Here is a 22,686-nt window from a genome sequence, read left to right on the forward strand (position 1 = left end):
CACGGACCAAGCCGTGAGACCTACCGTGCCTTCAGTCGTAAGGAGTCGTTTTCGTGGCCATCATCGAACAGGTCGGAGCGCGCGAGATTCTGGATTCGCGCGGCAATCCCACTGTCGAGGTCGAGATCGCCCTCGACGACGGCACCCTGACCAGGGCGGACGTTCCGTCCGGCGCGTCCACCGGCGAGCACGAGGCCGTCGAGCTGCGTGACGGTGGCGACCGCTACAACGGCAAGGGTGTCACCAAGGCCGTCGAGGGTGTCCTCGACGAGATCGCGCCCGCCATCATCGGCCTCGACGCCGTCGAGCAGCGCACCGTCGACCAGGTCCTGCTGGATCTGGACGGCACCCCCGACAAGTCCCGCCTCGGCGCGAACGCCCTGCTCGGCGTCTCGCTGGCCGTGGCGCGCGGCGCGGCCGAGTCCTCGGGCCTCGAGCTGTTCCGCTACCTGGGCGGCCCGAACGCGCACGTGCTGCCCGTGCCCATGATGAACATCCTCAACGGTGGCGCGCACGCCGACACCGGCGTCGATGTCCAGGAATTCATGGTCGCCCCGATCGGCGCCCCCACCTTCCGTGAGGCGCTGCGCTGGGGCACCGAGGTGTACCACTCGCTGAAGTCGGTGCTCAAGGAGAAGGGCCTGTCCACCGGTCTCGGTGACGAGGGTGGCTTCGCCCCCGACGTCGCGGGCACCGTGGAGGCCCTGGACCTGATCAGCGTCGCCATCGAGCGCGCGGGCTACAAGCTCGGCACCGATGTCGCGCTCGCGCTCGATGTCGCCGCCACCGAGTTCTACACCCCCGGTGAGGGCTACAAGTTCGAGGGCCAGGTCCGCACGGCCGCCGAGATGGGCGAGTTCTACGCCGACCTGCTCACCCGGTACCCGCTGGTCTCCATCGAGGACCCGCTGTCGGAAGACGACTGGGACGGCTGGGTCGCGCTGACCGACGCCATCGGCGACAAGGTGCAGCTGGTCGGCGACGACCTGTTCGTCACCAACCCCGAGCGCCTCGAAGAGGGCATCGCCAAGGGCGCCGCCAACGCGCTGCTGGTGAAGGTCAACCAGATCGGCACCCTGACCGAGACCCTCGACGCCGTCGAGCTCGCGCACCGCAACGGCTACAAGACCATGATGTCGCACCGTTCGGGCGAGACCGAGGACACCACCATCGCCGACCTCGCGGTCGCCGTCGGTTCGGGTCAGATCAAGACCGGCGCCCCCGCGCGTTCCGAGCGGGTCGCCAAGTACAACCAGCTGCTGCGCATCGAGGATGCCCTCGGTGACTCGGCACGCTACGCGGGTGACGTGGCCTTCCCGCGTTTCACCGGCGAATTCTGAGATCAGCAGTACCGCAGTACAGGTTGAGATGACGGGGCGGTAGCGAATGACCGAGCGACGTGCGCGTGGAACCAGTCCGGGTGGACGCGGTGACCGCCGCACGTCGCGCGCCGCACGCTCCCGCCCCAGTCATCTCGACGCCCCCGGCCGCCCCGCCGCGGCCAAACGCACCACCCGGCGCCGCCCCGAATCCGCCACCGGCGCGACCACGAGCAAGCGCAAGCCGAGCGGCAAGCTCGAGCGCAGCGAACACACCATCCTCGGTCTCTCGACCGGCAAGGCGGTGATCCTCGCTGCCGTGCTGTGCGGCCTGGCGCTGACCCTGGCCGTGCCGACCCGCACCTACTTCAGTCAGCGCGCCGAAGCGGCCGCGCTGGCCCAGCAGCGGGCGGAACTGGACGCCGACCTGGCCGTCCTGCGTGACCGCCGGGCCCAGCAGCAGGATCCGGCCTACATCCGCTCCGAGGCCCGCGACCGGTTGCGCCTGGTGATGCCCGGCGAAACCCCCTACATCGTGCAGATACCCGGCATCGAAGCACCGGCGCCGCCGCCGATGAGCACCCGAACAGCGGCGCCCGACCCCTGGTACACCGACCTGTGGCGCAGCATCTCCGAACCGGCCCCGGAAGGACCAAGGTGACCGCACCGAACGAGCGCGACCTCGAGATCATCGCCCAGCAGCTGGGCCGCGAGCCGCGCGGTGTCCTCGCCGTCGCCTACCGCACCCCCGACGGCCTGCCCGCCGTGGTGAAGACCGCGCCGCGCCTGCCTGACGGCACGCCGTTCCCCACCCTCTACTACCTGACCGACCCCCGGCTGACCGCCGAGGCGAGCAGGCAGGAGTCGGCCGGGGTGATGCGCGAGATGACCGAACGTCTCGCCGCCGACCCCGAGCTGGCCGCGGCCTACCGCGCCGCGCACGAGAGCTACCTGGCCGAGCGCGACGAGATCGAGTCGCTCGGCACCGATTTCACCGGCGGCGGCATGCCCGACCGGGTCAAGTGCCTGCACGTGCTGATCGCGCATTCGCTGGCCAAGGGACCTGGCGTCAACCCGTTCGGTGACGAAGCCGTGGCACTGGCGGCCGACGCCGGACTGCGCGGTACCGCGATCCCCGCCGACTGGCCCGCCGCCCGCGAGTCCGGCGAACCGGCATAATCGCGGACAGCACGCGACGCCTGCACCACCTCGCACGGCGCCCGGGCCGACCAGGAGGAACATCATGACTGAGCGCATCGCCGCGGTGGACTGCGGCACCAATTCGATCCGTCTGCTGATCGCCGAGGTCGGCGCCGACGGTGGTCTCACCGATGTGCACCGCGAGATGCGGATCGTGCGGCTCGGCCAGGGTGTCGACGCCACCGGCCGGCTCGCGCCGGAGGCGATCGAGCGGACGCGTGTCGCGCTGGCCGACTACGTCGATCTGATGCTCGCGCAGGATGTTTCGCGGGTCCGGATGGTCGCCACCTCGGCCACCCGCGATGCCGCCAACCGGGACGACTTCTTCGAGATGACCCGCGCCGAACTCGGCAGGGTCGTCGACGGCGCCGTCGCCGAGGTGATCACCGGCGACGAAGAAGCGCGACTGTCCTTCGCCGGCGCGGTCGGCGAACTGTCCGCTGACGCAGGGCCTTTCGTCGTTGTCGATCTGGGCGGTGGGTCCACCGAACTGGTCGTCGGCGACGGTGACGGCGTCCAGGCGGCGTTTTCCGCCGACATCGGCTGCGTGCGCGTCACCGAGCGCTGTCTGCCCGGTAACCCGCCGACCGCCGAACAGGTCGACGCCGCACGGGAATTCGCGCAGAGCAAGCTGGACGAGGCCTTCGCCAAGGTTCCGGTCGACAAGGTGCACACCTGGGTCGGCGTCGCGGGCACCATGACCACGATCACCGCCGTTGCCCTCGACCTGCCCGAATACGACTCCACCCGAGTCCATCTCACCCGGCTGAGCCTGGCCGAGGTGCACGAGGTGTGCGACCGCCTGATCGGCATGGACCACGACCAGCGCGCTGCCCTCGGACCCATGCACCCGGGCCGGGTCGACGTGATCGGCGGCGGCGCTGTCATCACCGAGGTGCTGGCCGACGAACTGGCCCAGCGCGCGGGGATCTCCGAACTCGTCGTGAGCGAGCACGACATCCTCGACGGCATCGCGATGTCTGTCGTCGGCTGAGCCGCCCGGCCCACGGGCCAGGTCACTGCGTGCGGCGGTGGTCCCGCACCCCTGAAACGACATCGCCGCGCACCGTGATGCTTCGGTGCGCGGCGATCGGGGCGTGCAGGATCAGGGGAGCACCTGCGGGATGATCTGGGGTGCCGCGACGCCGACCGCCGCGCCGATGAGCGCGCCGATGAGGGCATTGGGCAGGCCGACCATCCCGACACACGGCAGGTACAGGATGACGGCGGTGATCGCGGGCACACACACGATCGCGGCGAACACCATGCCGACCCCGGCGCCGAGGGCGGCGGCGTTCTGGACCGGGTCGGAGTTCTGCGCGGCCGGATTGGTGGCGATCGTCTTCAGTTCGGCGGCCCCGGCCTGGGTGACCTGCGGCGTCGCCTCGAGAGTGCGCCCGTCGGCGGAGATCTCGGTGGCCACGGTGATGGTGTTGCCACCGACCGTGCCGAAGCTGGTCGGTACCTGGGCGATCGGGCTGCCGGCCGCGGATTCGACCGTCAGTGTGCCGTCCGGCCCGAGGACGAAGCGCCCGTCGTCGACGGTCGCCGTGACGGTGCGCAGGTCCGGCGTCACCGCGGTGCTGTAGCCGATCCCTTCGGCATTACCCACCGAGGACAAGCCCTGGGCGAAGCGCGCCTGCTGATCGGCATCGACCTCGGCCGAGGCCACACCGGCGAACGTGACAGCCACCGCTACCGGCAACACGGCAGCGAGCATCCGGCGTCCCACGCTGGAACTCGAGTTCTGGAACATATCGGAGAAACTCCCTCTCCGAATTCGCCCGAAGAATTCGACCCCCCGGGTGAATTCGACATTTCGTGGTCGATGAACACAACCTATTCGGACCGCCCGCCACGTTGGATGGATACCCTTGCCCGCCCTATTCACCTCGGGCGAGTCGCGGAGGCCCTCGCAGCGGGCCGGATCGGAGCGCGGTAGCGGCGCAGGGCGATCCGCTCGGGTACAGGCGCAGGCCCGAGCGCGGCGACCAGCTCCCGGCGCCGCTCCGGCCCGATCAGTCGGCGATCGCGATAGGTGAGCGCGCCCTCGAGCGCCCAGAGCATCTCCAGGTTCAGGCCTTTCACCTCGGCCGCGCGCAGCCGCCGGTAGGTTTCGACGGCGCCGAGTTCGCTGAGATCGTCCAGCGAACGCACATCGGCATGGGCGAGCATCGCCGCGGCGGCGTGGCCGAGTTCGGCACCGCATCCGTAGTATGCGCGAATTCGCAAGTGCGCGTCGCCCCGAACGGATTCCGCCTCGTTCCAGACGGCGGCACGCAAGCCGTCCGGAGACGACGGTATTTCATCGCGGGCGAGGACGCGGGCCCGCGCCTGCCGGGCGACGCCGACCATTGGGCGAAATGCGCGAAAGATCTGGATTTCGCCGTCGTGGCCGCGATTCCATTCGTCCAGATATACGTGATCGGACCCATAGCCCGCGGAATCGAGTCGCGCCGCGCCGATCGCCCACGCGCGGCAGTCGTCGGGCGTCCGTGGGGTGAGCACAAGCATTCCGCGTCGGCGAGCGATGTCGCCCTGTGTTCGTCGATAGTGCTGCCGGGTCGCCCAGCTGTCGAACGCCCCGGGTTCCAGCGTTCGGTCCAGTCCGAAGGACCGCCACCGCACCGTCCCCTCCGGATTCCCCCTCCGTACCCGGTGGCTCGATGCCGCAGCGGCCTGATCGTCGAACCGGGTGAACCATCCCGGCACCAGCGCGATGGGATCGGCGGGATCGGCATCGAACGGCGTCGGTAGCAGAAACTCCCGATCGATAAGCACTACCGTCCCAGGCCGAGCCTGATACGAAAGCCCCCACAACAACCGGGCCAGCAACTGTGCCCCGTGGTCGTCCGACAGCACGTGCCACGTGTCATGGAACCGATTCGTACTGAACCGAGCCCGCGTCCCCGGCCGCGGCACGATCACCGTTCGCACACCACGAACTCCCCGCACCGTATACCGATGCAGTTTCAACCCGTCTGCGATATCCCGGGCATTCCCCGGCCGCTGTCTTCTCATCCACCCAAGGAGGCCACATCGCTCAGCACCCGGGCAATCGCTTTTCCGGCCCGGGCGGGCTTGTCGGCGCCGTAGTGGGCTCGTCGTAACGGTTGGTGGCTGGTTGCGGGTGTCGGGGTCTCGAGCGGCCTACGCTCTGTTGCAGCAGTGGGATGGCCCGAACCGGGTTGCCGCCGGTTCACGACGAGCGAGGTGGTACCTGCATGGTCGACGGGGCGATTTCCGGGGGAGCTGATCAGTTCTCGGGTAGCCGACGGCTGCTGGCGGTCCTGCTGGCGATGGCGATGTTCGTCCTGGTCGTGGACACGTCGCTGATGAACGTGTCGATCTCGGCGGTGGTGCGCGACCTCGACACCACCGTCAGCGGTGTACAGTCCGCGATCGCTCTCGAGGCGTTGGTGTCGGCGGCCTTCATCCTGATCGGCAGCAAAGTCGGCGACCTGATCGGCCGCAGACGCGCCTACGTGCTCGGCCTGCTCGGCTACGCGACCGGGGCGACCGCGATGACCTTCGCGCAGAGTCTGACCGCGGTGATCGTGCTGTGGGCCGTGGTCGGTGGTATCGGCGCGTCCCTGCTGTTGCCCGCCATGCAGTCCCTGGTGCACGGCAATTTCCACGGGGCCGCGCAGAAGAAGGTGTACGCACTCGTCGGCGCGGCGGCCGCGATCGCCGCCGCCGTGGGACCACTGCTCGGCGGCTTCGTCACCACCTACCTGTCGTGGCGCGTCGGGTTCGCGCTCGAGGTGGTGATCATCGCCGCCGTCCTGTCCGGTATCGGGCTGGTTCGCGACGTGCCCTACACCGGGTCGCGAGGAGTCGATGTGGTCGGTGCCGCGCTGTCGGTCGTCGGCATGGGCGGCATTGTGCTGGGGATCCTGGTGTGGCAGGAAGGTGGCGAGGCCGTCGCGGTCTTCCTGGTGGCCGGTGCGGCGGCGTTGATCGGGCTCGCGTACTGGCTGATCCGCAGGAAGCGGCGGGGCGAACCCACTCTGATGGATCCGGACCTGTTCCGGTCCAAGGCGTTCCGGCTCGGAATCACCGGGCAGATGCTCCAGCAGATCGCGTTGGGCGGCACGATGATCGCGCTGCCGATCTACCTGCAGATGGTGCTCGAGTACAACGCGATGCAGGCGGGCCTGTCGCTGGCTCCGTTGTCACTGAGCATGTTCGCCGTCGCGCTGCTCGCGGGGAAGGAGGCGGGGGCTCGGCGTTCGGCGCCGATCATCCGGTGGGGTTTCGTCCTGGTCACCGTCGGTATCGCGGTGCTCCTCCCGCTGGTGCCCCGCGCGGAGTTCGGGTGGGCGCTGCTGCCGCCGCTCGTCGTCGCCGGCGCGGGCTTGGGCCTGCTCGTCTCGCAGCTGAACAACTACACGCTCGCGCCGATCTCGGAGGAACGGGTCAGCGAAGCCTCGGGCACCAACTCCGCCGCCGGGTCGTTCGGGCTCTCGTTCGGGCTGGCGTTCGCCGGCGCGGTCATGCTGGCCACGCTATCGCTCACTTTCACCGCTATGGCGAAGTCGAGCGAGGTGCTCCCACCCGCAGACCAGGAGCACGTCGCACAGGTCCTCGAGGACGACGCGCAGGTCATGAGCAATACCGAACTCGAGTCGCTGCTAGCTGGTCAGCCACCGGCGATCCGCGAGGAGATCGTCCGGATCAACACCGACGCACGGCCACTCGCGCTGCAAGCGGCGCTGCTCGTGCCGATCCTGGCCGGACTGCTCGGGCTGCTCAATTCGTTCCGGATGGTGCGCGAACCCGACGCACCGGGCACCACACCCGGGCTGCTCTGACCTCCCTGCTGTGACACGGCGGGTGGTAGGCATAGGCGGTGATCGGTCAACTGCCTGTCGACGAACAACTCGATGCCTTTCGAGAGGCGCTCTCGCGCAACGAGGTGCTGACGGAGGTGCTGTCCCGGTCGGCGTCGCTGGGACTGCCCGGCTGGTATCTGACGGCGGGTTGTCTGTTCCAGACCGTGTGGAACACAGTCACCGGCCGGGCTCCCGGCGAGGGCATCAAGGACTACGACCTGTTCTACTTCGATGCCACCGATCTGTCCTGGGAGGCGGAGGACGCGGTGATCCAGTCGGCGAAGCATGTTTTCGCCGGCGTCCCAGCTGAAGTGGAGATCCGCAACGAGGCGCGTGTGCATCTCTGGTACGAGGAGAAGTTCGGGACGCCATGTCCCGCGCACACGTCGACCGAGGACGCGATCGACTCCTTCGCCGCGACCACGTGCTGCCTGGGGATTCGCCTCGAGCAACCCGGCGGGCGTTGGCGCGTCTACGCCCCGCACGGGCTGTCCGACGTATTCAACCTCATCGTGCGCCCCAATCCGGTCTTGGTGCCGCGCGCCGTCTACGAGGCCAAGGCGAGCCGCTGGGTCCGCCAGTGGCCCGAGTTGACGGTCCTGCCCTGGCCGACACCGGCGAACCCGTCCGGGTAGCGGCTGGGCGGGTGGTGCGACGGTGCCGGCCTGCGCGCAGCGCGGCTGCCTCGTCGGCGCGGCTCAGCTGAGCCAATCCGTCCGCTTGGGCGCGGAGCGCGAGAGCGACCGACAGAAAACCTGCGCCGCCGCGAGGGCCAATGTTAGACATAACTCGCCATTTGTCTTACATTGGAGTCATGAGTTCAACGACGTCTCATGCGGTAGGGTTTGAGCTTCGCTCCGGGGAAACCTGGCGTGACCCCTGGTCCATGTACTCCGCACTGCGCGACCATGATCCGGTCCATCGGGTGATCCCCGCGGGGCAGGAAGCCGATGATTTCTACGTGCTGTCCCGCCACGCCGATGTGTGGGCGGCGGCCAGGGATCCTGAGACCTTCTCCTCCGCATCGGGGCTGACCGTGGACTATGTCGACCTGGCGGCAGCCGGCTTCGGCGCGGTCAAGCCGTTCGTCTTCATGGACCCGCCCGAACACACCGATTTCCGGCGCCGGGTGGCACCGGGATTCACGCCACGCCAGGTGAATTCGGTGGAACCCGCGGTGCGCAGGTTCGTCGTCGAGCGCATCGAGCGGCTGCGCGCAGCGGGCGGGGGCGACATCGTCGAGCAGCTGTTCAAGCCGCTGCCGACGATGGTGGTCGCCCACTATCTCGGGGTGCCGGAACGCGATCACGGCAAGTTCGACGAGTGGACCGAGAACATCGTCGGCGGCGCGGTCGCGGGCGCGGGCCTGGCCGCCGGCGACCAGAACGCCTTCACCGCGGTCGGCGAGCTGGTCGGCTACTTCACCGAGCTGATCGCCCGCCGCCGCGTCGAACCGGGCGACGACACCATCTCGCACCTGCTGGCCTCCGGTCTCGGTGAAGACGGCGACAACGAGGGCCTGATCGCGATCCTCGGCTTCGCGTTCACGATGATCACCGGCGGCAACGACACCACCACCGGCAATCTGGGCGGCGCGGTCCAGCTCCTCACCGCCAATCCCGGCCAGCGCGGGCTGCTCATCGATGACCCGTCGCTCATTCCCGACTCCATCGAAGAGTTCCTTCGCATGACCTCGCCGGTGCAGGGTCTGGCCCGCACCGCCACCCGCGATGTCGAACTGCACGACACGACGATCCCCGCAGGCAGGCGCGTGCTGCTGCTCTACGGCTCGGCGAACCGGGACGAGCGTGAGTTCGGCCCTACCGCGAGCGAACTCGACATCCGGCGCAACCCCAAGCGCATTCTCACCTTCAGCCACGGCCATCACCACTGCCTCGGCGCTGCCGCCGCCCGCATGCAGGCGCGCGTCGCACTCGAGGAACTGCTCGCCCGCTGCCCCGACTTCACCGTCGACCTCGATGCGGTGCGGTGGTCGCAGGGCAACTACGTGCGCTGGCCCGTCTCCGTGCCGTTCCAGGCGGTGGGCGCGTGAGTGGCGACTGGCTGGCCACCGACCGGGCCGATCTGGCCGCCGAGCGCATCCTCGACGCGGCCGCCGAACTGTTCGCCGAACACGGGGTGGCCGCGGTGGGGATGCGCGATATCGCCGCCGCGGCCGGGTGCTCCAGGGCGACCCTGTACCGCTACTTCGACAACCGCCACGCCGTGCGCATCGCCTTCGTGCACCGCGAGACCCGTCGCATCGTCGCCGACCTCGCCGAACAGGTCCGCGACATCGCCGACCCCGGCGAGCGCATCATCGCCGCGATGCTCGGCGCCATCGCGGCGGTCCGCGCCGACCCGCTGCTCATCGCCTGGTTCCGCCCCGGCGATTCGGGCACGGCGGGCCGCATCAGCCAGGACTCCGACGTCATCGAGTCCCTCGCCGCCGCCATGTTCGCTGACACCGACCTCAGCGACCCCGAACGCAGCCGCCTGGCCCGCTGGCTGACCCGCGTCATCGTCTCGTTCCTGGCCACCCCCGGCCGCGACGACGCCGACGAACGCGCCATGCTCCGGGAATTCGTCGCGCCGATCATCACGCGCACCGCCCCCACCTGGGCGGACCGCTGATCGATCGGTCGAGCGTCAGGATCCGGGTCGCGTCTGCCCACCGATGTGCTCGGCGCCGGAGAATGCGCGTGGCTCCGGCATCGCGCACACCATCCCGTCGGACATTCCGGTCGGCTGCACACCCAGGCCTTGGTTGAGCCGGGCCCGCTGGTTCTCCCAGGCGATGGTCGCGGCCAGCTCGGTCAGCTGGGCCTTCGACAGGTGGGTGAGCAGGGTGTCGCGCAACTCGTCGATCTCGACCGCCGGAGTCGTCGTCATCGCCTCGGCGAACGCGATCACCAGCTTCTCCAGCTCGGTATAGGCCTCGCTGGTCCGGTACCGGTGCAGGTCGGTGATCTGCTGCCGGGTCAGTCCGCTGGTATGCGCCATCGCCGATCCGATGTCGAGACAGAACTGACACGCCACCAGCCCCGCCGTCTTGAGCTCGGCAAGCTCTTTGAGCCGGGGATCGAGCTTGTTGCTGAACAACAACGCTGTCTCATAAGTCATGGTCGCGACCCCGATCTGCGGCCGCCGCCCGAGCCATCCGGCAAGATCGCCGCGATTGCGTCGGGCTTGCCCAATGACCTTGGCGTATCCCCTGATTCGCTTGACAACCCGCATCGATAACACCCCTTCGTGTCGACGATTCGCTCATCTACGAACCTACGCCGGTAGGTCGCCGAACCCCAGGGTGAACCGCGTCGCCTTTCCTCGGCGAAGGCCGGGGCCCGACCCGGCCAACTAGAACGTGTTCTATATTTGAGGCAAAGTTCCGGCGATCCCTCGGGAGTCCAGATATGTACCAGTGGTCCGACGAAGACCTGATGTTCCGCGACGCTGTGCGCGGCTTCATCGCCAAGGAGGTCACCCCGCACGTCGACCAGCTGGAGAGCGGCGCGCTGCCGCCGTTCGACATCATCCGCAAGCTCTACGCCACCTTCGGCCTGGACGAGATGGCGCGGGAAGGGCTCGACAAGGCCATCGCTCGCGAAGAAGCGGGCACCACCGGGTCGGGCAAGTCGGGTGGCGGGTTCAGCGGTGCGGGCAGCATGGGCGTCATCCTCAACAGTGAGCTCGCCGGCGTCAGCCTGGGCCTGGTTGCCTCGATGGGCGTGAGCCTCGGCCTCACCGCGGGCACCATCCGCAGCCGCGGCACCCTCGCGCAGAAGAAGCGCTGGCTGCCCGAACTGGTCACCATGGCGAAGGTCGGTGCCTGGGCCATCACCGAACCCGATTCGGGGTCGGACGCGTTCGGCGGCATGAAGTCCTACGTCCGTCGCGACGGCGAGGACTACATCCTCAACGGCCGCAAGACGTTCATCACCAACGGTCCGTATGCCGACGTCACCGTCGTCTACGCCAAGCTGGACGAGGAAGACGGCACCGACCGCCGCGACCGCAAGGTGCTGACGTTCGTGCTGGACAAGGGCATGCCCGGTTTCGTCCAGAGCCCCGCGTTCAAGAAGATGGGCATGAACTCCTCGCCCACCGGCGAACTGTTCTTCGAGAACGTCCGCATCACCCCCGACCGGCTGCTCGGCGAAACCGAGAACCCGGCCAAGGGCGACGGAAAAGACAGTGCCAAGGAGTCTTTCGCGGCCGAGCGCATCGGCATCGCCTCGCTGGCGCTCGGCATCATCAACGAATGCCACCGCCTGTGCATCGATTACGCCAAGTCGCGCAAGCTGTGGGGCAAGGAGATCGCGCAGTTCCAGCTCATCCAGCTCAAGCTGGCCGAGATGGAGATCGCCCGGATCAACGTGCAGAACATGGTCTTCAACGCCATCGAGCGCACCGCCGCCGGCGACAAGGTGACCCTCGCCGAGGCCTCGGCCATGAAGCTCTACTCCTCCCGTGCCGCCACCGAGGTGGCGATGGAAGCCGTCCAGCTGTTCGGCGGCAACGGCTATATGGCCGAGTACAAGGTCGAACAACTCGCCCGCGACGCCAAGTCCCTGATGATCTACGCGGGCAGCAACGAAATCCAGGTCACGCATATCGCCAAGGGGCTGATCGCCGGGTAGTCATTTTCGGCGGTTCGGGCTGGTAGTCCGCTCGTATACTCGGAAGATGCGAATCCACCGGGATGCCATCGCCGGCGCCGTCGTGGTCGCCGTCGTGGTCGTCGCCCTGGCGCCCTCGGCTTCGGCCACGCCGTCCTCCGGCGTGACCGTCGAGCCGCTGGCGCAGGTCGATGCGAGCGGATTCAGCCCCTTTACCTGGTTGCCGAGTAAGGTCACCTTCCGGCGCATCACCATCGCGCCCGGGGGGTCACTCGGCTGGCATTACCACGACAGCAATGTCTTCGCTGTCGTGACCGCGGGCCAGGTGACGCGCTACGAGGCGGACTGCGTGCCGACGACGTACGCCGCGGGCCAGGGTCTGTCCGAGACCGTCGGCCCGGACCACGTACATACCGGAAACAACCTCGGCACCGAGCCTGCCGAACTGTATGTCGCGTACGTCAACCGCGCGAACGAACCGCTCTTCGTCGACGCCCCGGCCCCGGACTGTCCGTAGCCGCATCACGCCACCTGTGCGACCCGAACGGTTCGGGCGGCTCAGGCGCCGAGGCACGCTCCGGCGCCGCCTGCGGCGAGAGTTTCGGCGCTGCAATAGGCGGCCTTCGGGTAATACGGGCCCATCGTGGTGGCCGGGTCGCTGCCGGAGTCCTGGGACGCCTGGACCGAATACGGATAGAACTCCGCGCTCGGGGTCATGTTCCGCAGGAACAGCACCTTGTCCACGTCGGTGCTGCCCCAGGGGATCACCGTCACGTCCGGGTCGAGGTTCGCAGGCAGGTCCGCGGGCGCGGCTACCACATAGGTGTAGTAGCCGGACTCGTCGAGCGCGGTCTGGAAGTCGGCCGCGCAGGCGACAACGGGATAGGGCGAGAGTAGGTCGTTCTGACACATCGACCAATACCGCACCTGCTGGCTCGGATCGGTAGGCGATTGCCCCGCCCGGGTATCCGGGAAGATCGGCGCCTTGCCGCGCACCACCAGCAGCCGCCCCGGCTGATAGCTGATGCGCGTTCCGATGTATTTGTTGTCGCCGTTCGGGAACAGCCCGGCGGTGCTCGCCGGGTTTCCGAACGTAGCCTCCGGCCTGTTGCCGGGGAACGCGCCCGACGCCGCAGCGGCGATCGCCCGATCGAAGGCGTCCTTGGCGACATCGGCGACCGGACCGGTGTAGTCGGCCGGGTTGAAGGGCTGCGCGCACGGCTGGCTCGGCACCTCGGCGCCCGCGACCGAGAGCTTCACCTCCGGCAGCGCGACGCCGCCGGTGAGCGAGGCAGGGTCGTCGGGAACATAGACGCGGACGATGGCGAACCCGATCGGCGTGCTCTGCCCACTCGCCACGGCCTGGAGCTCGTTGCGGCTGTGATCGGCCGGTCCGTTGACCAACCTCGCGTGCCAGCGCTGTTGCGACGCGGGCAGCGATGCGGCGGCGGCATCGATGTACGGGTTGGCGCTACCCGGGTCGGCGACGATCTGGTTGTCGCGCAACGTGTCCACCGTGTCGAGGTCGGTCCCGTAGGTGTTCAGCGAGAAATACCGGGCGGCCGGATAGGAACCGGACAACTCGATCGAATCGCCAGGCCCCAGCGCGTAGGGCATCAGCCAGTACGTCGAGTTGGCGTCGGGGAACGCCACATTCAGCATGGTGCTGTTGGACATGAACCGCCACGCGCACAGCGGCGAGTCGGGTTGATCCGCGGACGCGGGCGCGGCGAACCCCACCGCACCCGAGACCATGGCCAGCACACAACCCATGCGGACGATCAAGGCCACCACCGAATGCATGCCGATCCCTTCGAGCTGTCGAAGAATCCACGCGTACAGGTCACCGCGGCCGAGCCCGAAGATCTGCCCGGCCGTCGGGACACCTTAGCGGACAGTGCCCCGCTGGGACTCGAACCCGGACTGCGCAGATTCGACGATGTGCCGAGGTTCAGGAACCAGGCTCGACAATCGGCTCGAATCGGGCAACGAGCCACACCCGCTTGATCGAGCCTTCGGGGTTGGGGAAGCTCGGTTGCACCTCTCCCTCGCCTCCGTGATCCCGGAAACCGCTGATGGTCACCTGATACTCGGCACCGTCGACGCGGACGATATCGTGCTCGTCGACGATCGGCAGCTTGACCCGATCGTCCACGTCCCCGGGGACGTTGGGTGTCTCGTCGTGGCGGAAACGCAGGATGAACGTGTGGTCGAACCCTTCGTCCAGGAAGTCCACCGTCACCCGCAAATACACCCAGAACTGACTGTGCTGCACCACGACTCGGTGGTTGTAGTGGGTGAAGATGCCCAGGTTGAAGTTCTTGCCGTCGAGGCGCGCATCGACGCCGGTGAGGCCGGTGAAGTCGTAGCCGCTCGGCTCGCCGTCCCCGCCGGTGCCCCATCTGATGCCGACCCTGACACCGCTGCTCGATGCGGTGCCGGGTTCCCGCAGACCCTGAAACTGCGATTCGTCCACACTGACGCGCGTCCACACGCCCTTGGTATCGACCTTCCCCATAACAGCTAGCCCCCTTGCTGTGTGCGCGTCGACGACCTGTCGATCCGCGTATCGATCATCCCTTCTGTCTCGCAGTCTGTCGACGAAATCGCTTGTGCAACAGAGGAAAACACGCCGCAGAGGACGCGAAGCGTCTAATCGGTCGTGGCATCCGAATTCCAGCAAGGACCTGTCTGTCCACCGTCGGCGACGCGTGGACCCGCGGTCACAGGGTCGCGCCGAGCCAGTGCGCGAACCCGAGCAAGCTCTCGGACTGCCGCCGCTGGGCGGCGGCGATCCCGTACATGGTTTCCCGCACAGACGGGTGCAACCGGGTCTGTTGGGGGGCAGCGGCGCGGGCCTTGTTCAGCGCGGCCAGCGCACGATCGGGCTTGCCGCTCATGAGCCAGGCGCGGGCGTTGTCCTGCCAGTGGTGCGCGACGCGGGTCGGCGGAGCATCGGCGCTATAGGCCAGGCCGTCACCGCCGATCGCTGCGCGGTTCGGGTCGCCTGCCTCGAGCTCGATTGCGTGGGCGTGGATATCGACGTTCAGCGGTCCGAATGCGGTCATATACAGATCAGTCTCGCCGGTGTGCGCCGAGAGCTCCCGCGCGGCATCGACGTGGGCGACGGCACCGGAGTAATCGAGCTTCCGGGCATCGTTGATCGCGCCGGCCAAATGCGAGTATCCGGCCAGGACCATGCCGTGCCTGGTGTCGTCAGCCACGCCGATCGACTGGTCGATAAGCTGTGCAGCGACCTCGGATTCCCCGTAGTGGGTGAGGATCCGGGCCCGGGCAAGCGCGGAAAAGGCCTGGTAGTTCGGGTCGTCGCCATGCGGTGCATAGCTGTCGGCGAGGTCGAGCGCGGGCAACGCCAGCATGAGATGCCCAGTGCGGCGGGCGGACCACTCGGCCAGGATGTATGCCGACGCGAGCAGCGAATACGCGCGGGCTTGGTCGTCGCCGTTGAGCGCGCGCACCGCGCCGTGCAGGCGACGGATGATTGCGGGGAGTACCTCGATTGTCTGGCGGGTGCGGTCGCGACGGTAAAGGTCCTGTGCGGCGGTGAGGTCAGCGTCGAGCTGGGCTAGGCTGCCCGGTTCCTCGGCGCGGGCGTATCGGCCCTCGGTCAGCAGTATCGAGAGGCCGTTCACCGCGTCGGCCAAGGGCTTGCCGTCGTTGAAGGGGGCGCCGGTCAACTGCTCAGGGGTGATGCGCAGCGCGCGTGCGGCGGCGGAAACGAATCCGGGGGAGGCCAGTTCGCGGCCCTGCTCCACGGCCTTGACCATGCTCAGGCTGTACGCGGCACGGGCCGCCAGCTGTCGTTGACTCAGGCCCGCGATCTTCCGTTCCGACGCTATGGCCTGCCCTACATGCGTCCCCATGTATTCGAGCGTACGGGCAGGTCCGCCACTGTGTCGCGCATTGTCACCGGCGCTGTCCCTTCACTGTCCTTCGAAGCTCTTGGCTGCGGCGAATCTGATTCCAGCCCCGCCGTCGGGTCGAGCAATCCCCGGCGGCGGGAGCCAGTCACCGACGAGGGGAGCCAGGGTGTGGGGACGAACTAAGGCCGGAAAGCGCGCGCTGACGGTCGATGCGATCCAGGCGCGGATCGCCCACGAAGCGGCCCAGGCTGCGATCGCTGAGGACGACGAGCAGACCGGCCGGACCACAGTGATCGTGCACTCGGCACCACTGAAGCGATTCTCGATCGACCAGGCGCGCAAGACGGTTCAGGCCCATCGCGGCTGCGACCGAACCATCTGCCCTCGCAAGATGGCCGCGATCAATGTGTTGGTCGGCGCCGGCCTGATGAGTCTGGATCGTCGTGTCGGATACTGAGCACGAGCCGGGCACGCTCCCGGCAGCGCGGTCGGCGGTCATCGACGCGATGCGCGATGTCGTCCAAGCCGACCAGCCCAGAGTCGCGGGCTGGCTGAACACCTGGGCACCGGTCGACGAGACCGGCCACGTCGGACCGGTCTTCGCTGTCGGGCCTCACGCCGACGACGACCTGTACGCCGACATCGCGGGAGCGTTGGCCGCGATCGCTGAACCAGCTGAGCCATGCCCGGTAGTGACTGACGTCGACGCGCTGTATTCACCTGCGCTGCAGGGCTTGCTGGAAGTCGCCGAGCGCATCGCTCGCGACAGCGGTGCCACATCTGTCGACGTCGCACACGTCGCGATCGCACTCGACCGGCGTCGAACCGAAGGGGACACCACGTGATCTACTCCTGCTGGCTGCACGTCGACACCACAGTGACGTGCCCGCGTATCCGCTGCGCCGCGAGTTCGGCGTGTGGACAATCCGCCCGGACCGCGGCTGGCGCAGCCGCCGATGGATCACACCGCCGAGTGGGCGATGGAGACGTTCGACATCGGCTGATCGGCCAGACATGAACTGCCGACAGGGTTTCCTGCTGGGCCGTCGGATCACCGGAGCACAGGGCCGAGCGGCCGCGGGTCGCTCCAACCTCGGCGGAGGCCTGCTGTGATAGCAGCTGGTCGACACTGTGAGATTCGGACATCTCGACGCGTTTTGGTCTTACGCGGTAGAACATGTGCGAGTGGATTTAGATGCGCATACCAGGCGCGCCCAGGAACTGGCTGTGACACTTGGAGCTCGGAAACCTCGCGTCAAACGAGGCAAGCTGTCGGAAGAGCTTCTGCCCGACGGGATCTTGGTAAGGACGCTGGTCTTCCGCCCGTACATCACGCTGACCCCTCCGTTCGACAACTTCTCCGAGCCGGAGCGGGACAGCGAGTTGGCCCAGGCGGTCGTGATTTCGGACCTGACCGAATCTGGTATGCCGAAGTTCGTTGGTATCGCCACGGTGGTTTGTTTGGCCCTCGGGGGCCTGACAGGCATTGCTGCGGCCGCACTGGATGTACCCGAGGGCTTAGGGGTAAATCTGGTTTTCGCTCTGTTCATAGCTCTGTGGACCTGCCTGTACCTGGCGTGCGCGTTCGTTTGGTCTCGCCGGATCATCTTTCAGGCTGATCGAAAGGTTGCCGAGGTGCTGGGTGTTCCGTGGGTGACAACGAGCGTGCAGCTATCGCGACAGATGCGCCACAAACGGCGAGGAGTGTTCGGCCTCTATCTCGGACTGTCGATGCCGAACGAGGAACGCCGGCTGGAGGCGATCGCCGATCTGACAGCTGAGCGCGCAGCGGAACACTGACAGGGGCATCGCATGCGCGAGCTGCTGCGGACCTACTGCGGACTGAGCGGGCCGGTGATCAGCGAAGCCTTCGCGGCAGGCCGCGTACCTGCGCCTTGGAAGTGCCCCCACTGGGACTCGAACCCAGACTGCGCGGATTTTAAGTCCGCTGCCTCTGCCAATTGGGCTATAGGGGCGTCCCGGACAGCCTAGCGACTCGTACGGGTGTACCGGAATCGTGTCGGTAGACAAGGTCGGCCCGGCGTGTCGCCGATGACCGCGCCGGTCCGACCTTATCGCCGACGGTGCCGGTCAGTCGGTTGTCGGGGACTTCTTGCCGAGGATCGAGTGGCGGCGGCTGTAGGCGAAGTAGACGACGAAGCCGAGGACCATCCAGACGAGGAAGCGGATCCAGGTGTCCACCGAGAGGTTGACCATCAGCCACAGGCAGGACAGGACGGCCAGGATGGGGACGAGGGGGACCAGGGGGACGCGGAAGCCGCGGGGTAGGTCGGGGCGGGTGCGGCGCAGGATGATGACGCCGACCGAGACCAGGACGAAGGCGAACAGCGTGCCGATGTTCACCATTTCTTCCAGGGTGCCGAAGTCGACGAAGCCGGCCAGCACGCAGCAGACGATGCCGACGATGACGGTCAGGCGGACCGGGGTGCCGCGCGAACCGGTGTGGGCCAGCCAGCGCGGTAGCAGCCCGTCGCGCGCCATCGCGAACAGCACGCGGGTCTGGCCGAGGAACAGCACCATCACCACGGTGGTCAGGCCTGCCAGCGCGCCGATGGAGATGACGTTCTTGGCCCAGTCGACGCCGTGGATCGCGAAGGCCGTCGCCAGCGTGGCGTTCTCACCGGCCAGATCGGTGTAGGGCACCATGCCGGTGAGCACCAGCGACACCGCGACATAGAGCACGGTCACGATGAGCAGCGAACCGAGGATGCCGCGCGGCACCGCCTTTTGCGGGTTCTTGGTCTCCTCGGCGGCGGTGGCGACGACATCGAAGCCGATGAACGCGAAGAACACCAGGCTGGCCGCGGCGAGCAGGCCGTACCAGCCGAAGTTGCTGTCGCCCGCGCCGGTGAGGAACGAGAACAGCGACTGGTGCAGTCCGCTCGCGCCTTCTTCGGCCGGCTGCGACGGCGGGATGTAGGGGCTCAGGTTGGACGCCTTGAAGTAGGTGATGCCGAGGACGAGCACCAGCGCGATGACGCCGAGCTTGATCGCGACCGCGATCGCCGACACCCGCGAGGACACCTTGGTGCCGATGGCCAGCAGCACGCCGAGAACCGCGATCAGCGTGACCGCACCCCAGTCGAAGGTGACCGAGCCGAGTTGCACGGTGGCGGACTCGAATCCGAAGACCGTGCCCAGATACTGCGACCAGCCCTTGGCGACGACCGACGCGGCGAGCGCGAATTCGAGAATGAGGTCCCAGCCGATGATCCAGGCGACCAATTCACCGAAGGTGGCATAGGAATAGGTGTAGGCGCTACCGGCGACCGGCACCGTCGAGGCGAATTCGGCGTAGCAGAACGCGGTGAGACCACAGGCGATCGCGGCGAACACGAAAGCCAGCGAGACCGACGGGCCGGCCACATTGCCCGCGGTGCGCGCGGTGAGCGTGAAGATGCCGGCGCCGACGACCACGGCGACACCGAAGATCGTGAGATCCCACGCCGTCAGGTCTTTGCGGAGTTTGGAATCCGGTTCGTCGGTATCGAGAATCGACTGCTCGACGGATTTGGTGCGAAACAATCCGCTGCTGCGGCCGGATGTTCGGCCTGCCTCTGGTGTGGCTTCCGGTGTCGGCACGGTCTTTCTCCTTCTGTGCGAACGTCTTCGGGGAGTACCCGGAGGCAGGTCAGTGCACGCCCTGCATGTGGCGCTTGATCCAGGGGGCGCAGGCGACCACGACGAGGCCTGCCGCGATGGCGGCGGCGCCGCTGATCCCGAAGTAGGCGGTCTCGCTGTCGGGGCTGTAGTAGCGGGCCAGGGTGCCCGCCATCGAGGTGCCGATACCGACCGAGAAGAAGTACAGGGCCATCATCTGGGAGCGGAACGCGGCGGGCGCGAGATGGGTGGTCACCGCGAGACCGATCGGCGAGAGCAGCAGTTCGGAGACGGCGAAGCCGCCGAGGATGACGAACACCGCGAGCACCGGGACGGTCTTGCCCTCGAATCCGCTCAGCAGCGCGAACAGCCAGAACGCGATGCCCATGCCGATGACGCCGAGCGCGAACTTGATCGGGGTGCTCGGCGCCCGGTTGCCGAGCTTGGTCCACATGAGCGCGAACAGCGGCGAGAGCGCGATGATCCACACCGGCTCGACCGAGCCGATCCAGCTCGCCGGCGCTTCCCAGCCGAAGATCCGCCAGTCGACGCGCTCGTCGGAGTACACCGCGAGCATGGTGAACATCTGCTGGAACAGTGACCAGAACACCGCGTTGGCGATGAACAGCGGGATGAAGGCGAGCACCCTGGTGCGCTCGACCGGGGTTACCTTGGCGCTGGTGAGCAGCACCCAGAAGTAGGCGATCGAGGCCAGCACGATGACGCCGGTGGTGACGTCGGAGAGATTGTCCAGCGTGATCAGCCCGGCCGCGACGGCCACCGCCACCACGGCCGCGGCGACGGCGACGCCGATCAGCACCGGGGTCAGCTCAGGGCGGGTGACCGGGTTGGGCACGTCACGGCCGTGGGTGCCCAGGTTGCGCCGGAAGATCACGTACTGGGTCAGGCCGAGCGCCATACCGACCGCGGCGGCGGCGAAGCCGACGTGGAAGCCCCACTCGCGCTGTAGCAGGCCGGTGAGCAGCGGTCCGGTGAACGCACCGATATTGATGCCCAGATAGAACAGCGTAAAGCCACCGTCGACGCGGGCATCCGAGGGCGCGTACAGGGTGCCGAGCAGCGACGACGCGTTCGCCTTCAGCGCGCCGCTGCCGAGCGCGACGAGCACGAGGCCGACACCGACACCGGTCAGCCCCGGCAACACCGCCAGCGCGATATGGCCGGCCATCACCACGACGCCGCCGTAGAAGACGGTGCGCTCCATGCCCAGCACCCGGTCGGCAATCCAGCCGCCGAGCACGGTGGACAGATACACCAGGCCGCCGTACGCGCCGACGATGCCGAGCGCCGTGCTCTGGTCGAGGCCGAGCCCGCCCTCGGCGGTCGAGTAGTAGAGGTAGTAGCCCAGGATCGTGAGCATGCCGTAGAAGGAGAAACGCTCCCACAGCTCGACGCCGAACAGGTTGGTCAAACCGATCGGATGACCGAACAGGGTGCGTTCGGCAGCCTCGTCGGCGGGGCCTGGCGGGTCGCCGAGCCGCGTTTCTTCGGTGGACATAGGGGAACGATCCCACGTCCAAACGGTGTACAGCAATTTTCCCGCATCGTCGCGGGTCCGGCGCGCCGTGCCGTCTCACCTCGGCAGAGCTCGGCGCGCGGCGGGCTCGCGCGCCAATTACGCTGGAGTGGCCCGACTCCCGCGACGGACGAGGAAATCAGACATGCTGACTGCCGAAGTCACAGTGCCGGTGGACCGCGGCGCGGCCTTCGCGACCCTGTGCGACGGCTGGCTGTACGCGAGCTGGGTGGTCGGCGCCTCGCATATCGGCCGGGTCGACCCGGACTGGCCCGCTGTCGGCAGCCGCATCCACTACCGATTCGGGCTGTGGCCGGTGCTGATCAGCGACACCACGGTGGTGCGGGCCGTCGACCCGCCGCATCGGCTGGAGCTGGAGGCGCGGCTGTGGTCGGTGGGGTCGGCGTGGATCCGGCTGACGCTGGCCGAGGAGGAACCGGGCCACACCACCATCCGGATGACCGAGCGGGCTTCCGGCGGTCCGGCGCAGCTGATCCCCGGACTGGCCCAGGACCTCGTCTTCGCCGCCCGCAACCAGGAATCGCTGGAGCGGCTGGCGAATTTGATCCGGGCTCGCGCGCAGAAACCATGAGAGCCTCGATCGGATAATTGCAACCGGTCGGTTCGAAATATATGCCCTCAATTCCCGGAGTGCTGATTCTGGAGATACGCACCGTGTGGGATACGGAATGAAAAGCCGAATTCGAATGTGCTGGAACGGAATTCGAATCATGTTTATCCGTCTTCCGCTATAGCGGGTGTATGCGGACCTGGTGGACTACTCTCTAGCCATCGGAAATGCGGAAATGATCGAACTCCGGGGGACTACGTGCTGCACATCGAGCACTTCGGCAATGGCTGGCTGAATCCGGTCCTCGCCTTTTGCCTGTCTTTCATCGGCTCGGTATTGGGATTGCGCTGCGCGGTGCACGCCAAAACATCGGCCGCGCCGATCGGGTGGTTGATCGCGGCGGCGGTCGCGATCGGCGGGGCCGCGATCTGGGTCATGCATTTCACGGCCATGCTCGGGGTCGGCATCGCCGGGGCGCCGATCCGCTACGACGTGCCGATGACGTTGCTGAGCGCGGTCATCGCGATCGGCGTCGTCCTGATCGGGCTGACCATCGTGACGCGGGGACGGCGGCAGTCGGTGTCGCTGCCGCTGGGCGGCGCGATCACCGGCTTGGGGGTGGCCGCCATGCACTACCTGGGCATGCGGGCCATGCGCACCGGGGCCGAGATCGCCTACCGGCCGGAGCTGGTGATGTTGTCGATCGTGATCGCGGTGGTCGCGGCCACGGCGGCGCTGTGGTTCCTGCTGCATGTGCGCGGATTAATCAAGACCGCGGGCGCGGCGCTGGTCATGAGTGTCGCGGTGTGCGGCATGCACTACACCGCGATGGCGGCGATGCGGGCGCGCCACAGTGCCGGAGTGCACGCGGTCGACGGGGTGGCGCCGGTGCAGTTGGTGCTGCCGTTGATCGCGACGGTCTCGCTGGTCGTCACCGGTCTGGTGATCGTGGTCGGGCTGGCCGAGCTGGACGTCGACGCCGAGAACCGGGCCGGACGCGCACCGCTCGGGCGCGCGTCCGGCGGCGACTGGCGAAGCACCGACCCGGCCAACCGGTCCGACGGCGGCGGGCAGTGGCCGCGGCGGAACTGACCGCCATG

At 67.7% G+C, this 22,686-nt stretch carries 24 protein-coding genes and 1 tRNA gene; 15 read left to right on the forward strand and 10 right to left on the reverse strand.

Annotated features, from left to right (window positions below):
- The first annotated feature begins 53 nt into the window (after positions 1-53).
- The 4 genes from eno to ACFWF2_RS05370 all read left to right on the forward strand — a co-directional run bounded on the left by eno (position 54) and on the right by ACFWF2_RS05370 (position 3,513).
- A complete protein-coding gene (gene eno / locus ACFWF2_RS05355) occupies positions 54-1,340 on the forward strand; it encodes a phosphopyruvate hydratase (RefSeq protein ID WP_378854841.1) in 1,287 nt (428 codons plus the stop codon).
- A gap of 46 nt (positions 1,341-1,386) precedes the next feature.
- On the forward strand, positions 1,387-1,980 hold the full coding sequence (locus ACFWF2_RS05360; RefSeq protein ID WP_379304838.1) for a septum formation initiator family protein: 594 nt from the start codon (positions 1,387-1,389) through the stop codon (positions 1,978-1,980).
- The gene (locus tag ACFWF2_RS05365; protein ID WP_378854842.1) at positions 1,977-2,498 is read left to right on the forward strand and encodes a DUF501 domain-containing protein; all 522 of its coding nucleotides are present in this window, start codon (positions 1,977-1,979) and stop codon (positions 2,496-2,498) included. Before ACFWF2_RS05360 ends, ACFWF2_RS05365 begins: the two co-directional genes overlap by 4 nt.
- A 64-nt stretch (positions 2,499-2,562) precedes the next feature.
- Entirely contained in the window at positions 2,563-3,513 is a 951-nt protein-coding gene (locus ACFWF2_RS05370) for an exopolyphosphatase (RefSeq protein ID WP_379304840.1), read from the forward strand.
- A gap of 111 nt (positions 3,514-3,624) precedes the next feature.
- Here the strand turns inward: ACFWF2_RS05370 and ACFWF2_RS05375 are convergent, their stop codons facing one another.
- Positions 3,625-4,275 (reverse strand): hypothetical protein, encoded by a 651-nt coding sequence (locus ACFWF2_RS05375; RefSeq protein ID WP_379304842.1) that lies wholly within the window; start codon positions 4,273-4,275, stop codon positions 3,625-3,627.
- A gap of 131 nt (positions 4,276-4,406) precedes the next feature.
- A complete protein-coding gene (locus ACFWF2_RS05380; protein ID WP_379304844.1) occupies positions 4,407-5,300 on the reverse strand; it encodes a TfoX/Sxy family DNA transformation protein in 894 nt (297 codons plus the stop codon).
- A gap of 443 nt (positions 5,301-5,743) precedes the next feature.
- On the opposite strand from ACFWF2_RS05380, the gene ACFWF2_RS05385 reads away from it, so the two are divergent.
- The 4 genes from ACFWF2_RS05385 to ACFWF2_RS05400 all read left to right on the forward strand — a co-directional run bounded on the left by ACFWF2_RS05385 (position 5,744) and on the right by ACFWF2_RS05400 (position 9,988).
- Positions 5,744-7,333 (forward strand): MFS transporter, encoded by a 1,590-nt coding sequence (locus ACFWF2_RS05385; protein WP_379304846.1) that lies wholly within the window; start codon positions 5,744-5,746, stop codon positions 7,331-7,333.
- 38 nt (positions 7,334-7,371) lie between these two features.
- Positions 7,372-7,989 (forward strand): nucleotidyltransferase family protein, encoded by a 618-nt coding sequence (locus tag ACFWF2_RS05390; RefSeq protein WP_379304848.1) that lies wholly within the window; start codon positions 7,372-7,374, stop codon positions 7,987-7,989.
- Between the two features lie 179 nt (positions 7,990-8,168).
- Positions 8,169-9,407, forward strand: a complete 1,239-nt coding sequence (locus ACFWF2_RS05395) for a cytochrome P450 (RefSeq protein ID WP_379304850.1) — start codon at positions 8,169-8,171, stop codon at positions 9,405-9,407.
- Complete coding sequence (locus ACFWF2_RS05400) at positions 9,404-9,988, forward strand: TetR/AcrR family transcriptional regulator (RefSeq protein WP_379304852.1); 585 nt, start codon at positions 9,404-9,406, stop codon at positions 9,986-9,988. Before ACFWF2_RS05395 ends, ACFWF2_RS05400 begins: the two co-directional genes overlap by 4 nt.
- Before the next feature lie 15 nt (positions 9,989-10,003).
- Here ACFWF2_RS05400 and ACFWF2_RS05405 read toward each other — a convergent pair whose 3' ends face one another.
- Entirely contained in the window at positions 10,004-10,591 is a 588-nt protein-coding gene (locus tag ACFWF2_RS05405) for a carboxymuconolactone decarboxylase family protein (protein ID WP_379304854.1), read from the reverse strand.
- A gap of 176 nt (positions 10,592-10,767) precedes the next feature.
- Here ACFWF2_RS05405 and ACFWF2_RS05410 point away from each other — a divergent pair, with 176 nt between their 5' ends.
- The gene (locus ACFWF2_RS05410; RefSeq protein ID WP_379304856.1) at positions 10,768-11,994 is read left to right on the forward strand and encodes an acyl-CoA dehydrogenase family protein; all 1,227 of its coding nucleotides are present in this window, start codon (positions 10,768-10,770) and stop codon (positions 11,992-11,994) included.
- 46 nt (positions 11,995-12,040) lie between these two features.
- Entirely contained in the window at positions 12,041-12,490 is a 450-nt protein-coding gene (locus ACFWF2_RS05415; protein WP_379304858.1) for a cupin domain-containing protein, read from the forward strand.
- A 41-nt stretch (positions 12,491-12,531) separates the two neighbouring features.
- On the opposite strand, the gene ACFWF2_RS05420 is transcribed toward ACFWF2_RS05415, so the two are convergent.
- From ACFWF2_RS05420 to ACFWF2_RS05430, 3 genes are all read right to left on the reverse strand, one after another.
- Positions 12,532-13,767 (reverse strand): hypothetical protein, encoded by a 1,236-nt coding sequence (locus ACFWF2_RS05420; protein WP_379304968.1) that lies wholly within the window; start codon positions 13,765-13,767, stop codon positions 12,532-12,534.
- 157 nt (positions 13,768-13,924) lie between these two features.
- A complete protein-coding gene (locus ACFWF2_RS05425; RefSeq protein ID WP_379304860.1) occupies positions 13,925-14,491 on the reverse strand; it encodes a choice-of-anchor K domain-containing protein in 567 nt (188 codons plus the stop codon).
- 205 nt (positions 14,492-14,696) lie between these two features.
- A complete protein-coding gene (locus ACFWF2_RS05430) occupies positions 14,697-15,857 on the reverse strand; it encodes a helix-turn-helix domain-containing protein (protein WP_379304862.1) in 1,161 nt (386 codons plus the stop codon).
- Between the two features lie 79 nt (positions 15,858-15,936).
- Here ACFWF2_RS05430 and ACFWF2_RS05435 point away from each other — a divergent pair, with 79 nt between their 5' ends.
- From ACFWF2_RS05435 to ACFWF2_RS05445, 3 genes are all read left to right on the forward strand, one after another.
- Positions 15,937-16,314, forward strand: a complete 378-nt coding sequence (locus ACFWF2_RS05435) for a hypothetical protein (RefSeq protein WP_379304864.1) — start codon at positions 15,937-15,939, stop codon at positions 16,312-16,314.
- A complete protein-coding gene (locus ACFWF2_RS05440) occupies positions 16,301-16,702 on the forward strand; it encodes a hypothetical protein (protein ID WP_379304866.1) in 402 nt (133 codons plus the stop codon). Before ACFWF2_RS05435 ends, ACFWF2_RS05440 begins: the two co-directional genes overlap by 14 nt.
- 340 nt (positions 16,703-17,042) lie before the next feature.
- Positions 17,043-17,657, forward strand: coding sequence for a hypothetical protein (locus ACFWF2_RS05445; protein WP_379304868.1), 615 nt, complete (start codon positions 17,043-17,045; stop codon positions 17,655-17,657).
- A 102-nt stretch (positions 17,658-17,759) separates the two neighbouring features.
- Here the strand turns inward: ACFWF2_RS05445 and ACFWF2_RS05450 are convergent.
- The 3 genes from ACFWF2_RS05450 to ACFWF2_RS05460 form a co-directional block, all read right to left on the reverse strand.
- Positions 17,760-17,833: transfer RNA gene (locus ACFWF2_RS05450), tRNA-Leu, on the reverse strand.
- Between the two features lie 115 nt (positions 17,834-17,948).
- Entirely contained in the window at positions 17,949-19,460 is a 1,512-nt protein-coding gene (locus ACFWF2_RS05455; RefSeq protein ID WP_379304870.1) for an amino acid permease, read from the reverse strand.
- A 49-nt stretch (positions 19,461-19,509) separates the two neighbouring features.
- Positions 19,510-20,997 carry a peptide MFS transporter gene (locus tag ACFWF2_RS05460; protein ID WP_379304872.1) on the reverse strand — a complete coding sequence of 496 codons (1,488 nt, stop codon included), beginning with the start codon at positions 20,995-20,997 and terminating at the stop codon, positions 19,510-19,512.
- A gap of 163 nt (positions 20,998-21,160) precedes the next feature.
- Here ACFWF2_RS05460 and ACFWF2_RS05465 point away from each other — a divergent pair, with 163 nt between their 5' ends.
- Positions 21,161-21,607, forward strand: coding sequence for an SRPBCC family protein (locus ACFWF2_RS05465; RefSeq protein ID WP_379304874.1), 447 nt, complete (start codon positions 21,161-21,163; stop codon positions 21,605-21,607).
- Between the two features lie 233 nt (positions 21,608-21,840).
- Here the strand turns inward: ACFWF2_RS05465 and ACFWF2_RS05470 are convergent, their stop codons facing one another.
- Entirely contained in the window at positions 21,841-22,023 is a 183-nt protein-coding gene (locus ACFWF2_RS05470) for a hypothetical protein (protein WP_379304876.1), read from the reverse strand.
- On the opposite strand from ACFWF2_RS05470, the gene ACFWF2_RS05475 reads away from it, so the two are divergent.
- A complete protein-coding gene (locus tag ACFWF2_RS05475; RefSeq protein ID WP_379304878.1) occupies positions 22,022-22,678 on the forward strand; it encodes an MHYT domain-containing protein in 657 nt (218 codons plus the stop codon). The two genes, ACFWF2_RS05470 and ACFWF2_RS05475, sit on opposite strands and share 2 nt — an antisense overlap.
- The last annotated feature ends 8 nt before the right edge of the window (positions 22,679-22,686 follow it).

Origin of the sequence: Nocardia sp. NPDC060259, assembly GCF_042728775.1 — a bacterium.
Taxonomy (GTDB): Bacteria; Actinomycetota; Actinomycetes; order Mycobacteriales; family Mycobacteriaceae; genus Nocardia.

Excerpts from the sequence above, each read along its gene's own strand:
- ACFWF2_RS05360 (WP_379304838.1), top strand. The coding sequence starts at position 1,387 with ATGACCGAGCGACGTGCGCGTGGAACCAGTCCGGGTGGACGCGGTGAC.
- ACFWF2_RS05370 (WP_379304840.1), top strand. The coding sequence starts at position 2,563 with ATGACTGAGCGCATCGCCGCGGTGGACTGCGGCACCAATTCGATCCGT.
- ACFWF2_RS05375 (WP_379304842.1), bottom strand. The coding sequence starts at position 4,275 with ATGTTCCAGAACTCGAGTTCCAGCGTGGGACGCCGGATGCTCGCTGCC.
- ACFWF2_RS05385 (WP_379304846.1), top strand. The coding sequence starts at position 5,744 with ATGGTCGACGGGGCGATTTCCGGGGGAGCTGATCAGTTCTCGGGTAGC.
- ACFWF2_RS05395 (WP_379304850.1), top strand. The coding sequence starts at position 8,169 with ATGAGTTCAACGACGTCTCATGCGGTAGGGTTTGAGCTTCGCTCCGGG.
- ACFWF2_RS05405 (WP_379304854.1), bottom strand. The coding sequence starts at position 10,591 with ATGCGGGTTGTCAAGCGAATCAGGGGATACGCCAAGGTCATTGGGCAA.
- ACFWF2_RS05410 (WP_379304856.1), top strand. The coding sequence starts at position 10,768 with ATGTACCAGTGGTCCGACGAAGACCTGATGTTCCGCGACGCTGTGCGC.
- ACFWF2_RS05415 (WP_379304858.1), top strand. The coding sequence starts at position 12,041 with ATGCGAATCCACCGGGATGCCATCGCCGGCGCCGTCGTGGTCGCCGTC.
- ACFWF2_RS05425 (WP_379304860.1), bottom strand. The coding sequence starts at position 14,491 with ATGGGGAAGGTCGATACCAAGGGCGTGTGGACGCGCGTCAGTGTGGAC.
- ACFWF2_RS05430 (WP_379304862.1), bottom strand. The coding sequence starts at position 15,857 with ATGGGGACGCATGTAGGGCAGGCCATAGCGTCGGAACGGAAGATCGCG.
- ACFWF2_RS05460 (WP_379304872.1), bottom strand. The coding sequence starts at position 20,997 with ATGTCCACCGAAGAAACGCGGCTCGGCGACCCGCCAGGCCCCGCCGAC.
- ACFWF2_RS05465 (WP_379304874.1), top strand. The coding sequence starts at position 21,161 with ATGCTGACTGCCGAAGTCACAGTGCCGGTGGACCGCGGCGCGGCCTTC.
- ACFWF2_RS05475 (WP_379304878.1), top strand. The coding sequence starts at position 22,022 with ATGCATTTCACGGCCATGCTCGGGGTCGGCATCGCCGGGGCGCCGATC.
- ACFWF2_RS05470 (WP_379304876.1), bottom strand. The coding sequence starts at position 22,023 with ATGACCCAGATCGCGGCCCCGCCGATCGCGACCGCCGCCGCGATCAAC.